Raw genomic sequence first — 3313 nt, forward strand, 5'->3', positions numbered from 1 at the left:
GTGCTCAGGTGCACGGTCCGGCCCCGTTGCACGAGGCCGACCGCCAGAGCCGCGGCGATCGTGGTCTTGCCGACGCCGCCCTTGCCCATCACCATGATCAGGCCATGGCCGGCGGCGGCCAGGTCATCGGCCAGTGCGGCCAGACCGGGAAGCGGGTCGCCGCCCGCACCTTTCTCTACCGTGAGCGGGGCAACCGGTGCGGCTCCTGGAACGAGCAACGCGCGCAAGGCCGGCAGGCCGACCGTGTCGAAGGGGCGCAGCGGCACCCGATCTTGCGGCAGCTCGCGCAAGGGTGCGGGCATGGTGTCCAGCGACTGCTGCCCCAGGTCCTCGATGGCACAGGCCACGGCGTCGCCGCGGTCGCTGGCGTGGAACACGCCATTGATGACCAGCCGCTGGTTGTCCAGGCCCAGTTGACGCAACTCGACCGAGGTGCGCGCCGCTTCGGCGATGGCGCCGCGCTCGGGTCGGGCCACCAGGACCACGGTGGTCTTCGTCCCATCGCTCAAGGCGTCCAGCGCGGCTCTGAACCGGACCTCCTGCATCTTCAGGCCCGAGTGCGGCCCGAGGCACGAGGCGCCACGGTCGTTGCCGTCGAGGAAGCCTGTCCATGCCTTGGGCAGGCTGAGCAGACGCAGGGTGTGCCCGGTCGGCGCCGTGTCGAAGACGATGTGGTCCCAAGGCTCGGCGCCACCGGCCAGCAGGGACGAGAACTCGTCGAAGGAGGCAATCTCGGTCGTGCAGGCGCCCGAAAGTTGCTCGCGGATCGTGGACAGCTCTTGCTCGGTCGCGCTCGCCTCCATCTGGGCCAGCACACGCTGGCGGTACGACTCGGCGGCGTGGTGGGGGTCGATGTTGAGCACCGACAGGCCGGGTGCACCGGGGACCGGGACAGGCGTATTGCGTAGTTCGATGCCGAGCATTTCGTCGAGGTTTGACGCGGCATCGGTGCTGACGAGCAGCACCTTCTTGCCGGCATCGGCCAGTGTCAGCGCCGCGGCGGTCGACAGCGAGGTCTTGCCGACACCACCCTTGCCGGTGAAGAAAAGATGCCGCGTCGGATGGTCGATGAAACCGATACCGACGGGCTTGAACCAGGCCCGCACCTGTTCGTGCGACGGGATGCCACCGCTGTGGACCACCCGGTCCGCGATGACAATGGCCGGGGTGGCATGCACCCCGTAGGCTTTGATCTCCTCAGGGCGCTCAACCTTGACGATCTCGACTTCGAGGCTTGCGTCTGCGGCGCAGCGTTCGATGATGCCGATCGTGCTTCGGCACTTGCTGCAACCCGACCCCAGAACCTTGATCTTCATTGGCTTGTCCATTGAGCGAACTGTGCTCCGCTTGGCGCCAGTTGGCTTGACCAGGATCAGCTGGCAGGCATTGGGGGAGCGAACGTCCTCTCGCGACCGCCGCTCGGCCAACGGCTGCTGCCGCCTAATCCTGCGACCAGCTGAGCACGTAGTTCGGCCCCGGCTTCTTGCTGCCACCGTTCACCAGCAGGACCTTGTCGCCGTCCAGCGTCTGCACCTCGTGGCCGCAGCCGTCGTAGCCTTGCTCGAGTTGGCCCTTGTCCCACAGGCCGTCCTTGCGGCCCCAGAACACGACGTCGTCGGCCTGGTCGTGCAAGGTGGTCTTGCAGCTCTTGTCGGCCAGCGCGACGTAGATGTCGGGCCGGCCGTCGTGGTTGAAGTCGCCCACGGTCAATGACTTGCCGGGTTTGGCGAGCTTGCCGAGGAAGAGCCGGTTCTCGAAATACAGGCCGCTGCCGCTGTTCAGCCAGACCTCGACTGCCGAGCCGTCGACCAGCGAGATCAGGTCCAGCCTGCCGTCCTGGTTCAGGTCTATCAGCTGGGCCCAGATCCAGTGCTTGCCCACCAGCGCCGGTGGCGTGATCGAGTTGAAGTCACCGGCCCGGTTGTTCAGCAGGTTGCGCGACGGACCGTCGTCGTTGCAGATCAGCAGGTCGTCCCAGCCGTCGCCGTCGATGTCGCCCTTCGCGACGCAGCCCCAGCCGAGGGAGCCGGTGGCGATGGTCTGCACTTCGTCGAAGTGTTGGCCGTGTTGGCTGCTGACGTACAGGCGGTTGATGCTTTCATGGCCGTCGGTGCGGTCGTGCCACTCGTCGGTCATGTAGATGTCGGGCCAGCCGTCGTGGTTGAAGTCGAAGAAGATCGGGCGACGGCTGCTGCCGTAGCGGTCTTCGGCGCCGTGGTGGGCCATCTTCACGAAGATGCCGTCCGGCTGCTGCATCCACAGTTCATTCAGGCCGATGCCCTGGCCCTTCTCGGCGCCGACTGCGCAGTAGAAGTCCATCCGGCCATCGCGATTGACATCGGCCGCGTCGCAGTCGTGCCGATCGACGTGTTCGAGTTTCTGCTCCGATTCTGCGTAGCCGTGGGCCGTCCAGTACCAGATGTGGTCCTGCTGGTCGTGGCCGGTGRCGAACACGTCGTCGTGGCCGTCGCCGTTGTAGTCGGCCACTGCCGTGCCAAAGCCCTTGGCGATTTCGAGCAACTGGGCCTGGTAGGTCATCGGCGCAAAGCCGACGACCAACGCCAGCGAAACGATGCCCAATGCCAAGCGCGTAATCCGGTGCTTCAAGGGTGCCTCCACTGTCAGAGCCATTGCAGTGGCGGCAGCATGCCATCGGCTCGAGCGGCGCCGACCAGGCCAGCGCGCCCGCGTTGTGACGAAGCGTGTCCGGGCTTCCTGCGCACGCCCGTGAGGCGGGTCACGGCGGCCGGTACGGAGGCAGCGGCGGGCCGGAGCTCGCCGCTGCACCTGGGCCGGCCAGGTCAACCGAAACGGTCAGGGGGTCACGAGCGGGCCCAGGCGCCTGGCCTTGTCGCCCTGCAGCGAGAGCACCGGCTCGTCAGCCACCCGCAGCGGGTGGGCCTGCAGGGCCGTCACCAGCAGCTTGCTGGCATACATGGCTTCGTCGAAGACCGAGCCGCTCTTGGCCTTGGCGATGGCGAAGATCGGCACCGCCTTCGCGCCGGCGAACGAGGTCGAGATGTAGTCGCCGACCATGACGCCCTGGCTCGTGTCAGCCAGGTCGGACAGGTTCATCGGGCCGGCCAGGGTCTGCGCTGCGCTCCAGCTCGTTCCACCGTCGACAGACGACACGAACCCCACCGACAGCTTGCAGGTGTTCGCGGTGCAGTTGGCGTTGGGATAGAAGTAGTAGGTCAGCGCGAGGCGGGCGGTGCTGCCCGAGCTGTTGCGGTCTACCGCCAGGCCCGGGATGAAGTGGTCCACCGTGCTCGAGGTCGGATCGATCGGGATGCGTACCGGCGATGTCCAGGTC

At 66.8% G+C, this 3313-nt stretch carries 3 protein-coding genes; all 3 read right to left on the reverse strand.

What is annotated here, in order from left to right; translation table 11 throughout:
- Positions 1 to 1316: TRC40/GET3/ArsA family transport-energizing ATPase (locus AC1DYI_RS30250; RefSeq protein WP_477207818.1), on the reverse strand; the 1316-nt coding region annotated here is incomplete at its 3' end.
- 124 nt (positions 1317 to 1440) lie between these two features.
- Complete coding sequence (locus AC1DYI_RS30255; protein WP_477207819.1) at positions 1441 to 2607, reverse strand: FG-GAP repeat domain-containing protein; 1167 nt, start codon at positions 2605 to 2607, stop codon at positions 1441 to 1443.
- 207 nt (positions 2608 to 2814) lie between these two features.
- Positions 2815 to 3313 (reverse strand): hypothetical protein (locus AC1DYI_RS30260; protein WP_477207820.1); only part of this gene is annotated, 499 nt, incomplete at its 5' end.

Source organism: Ideonella sp. P3_A4 (assembly GCF_056403075.1).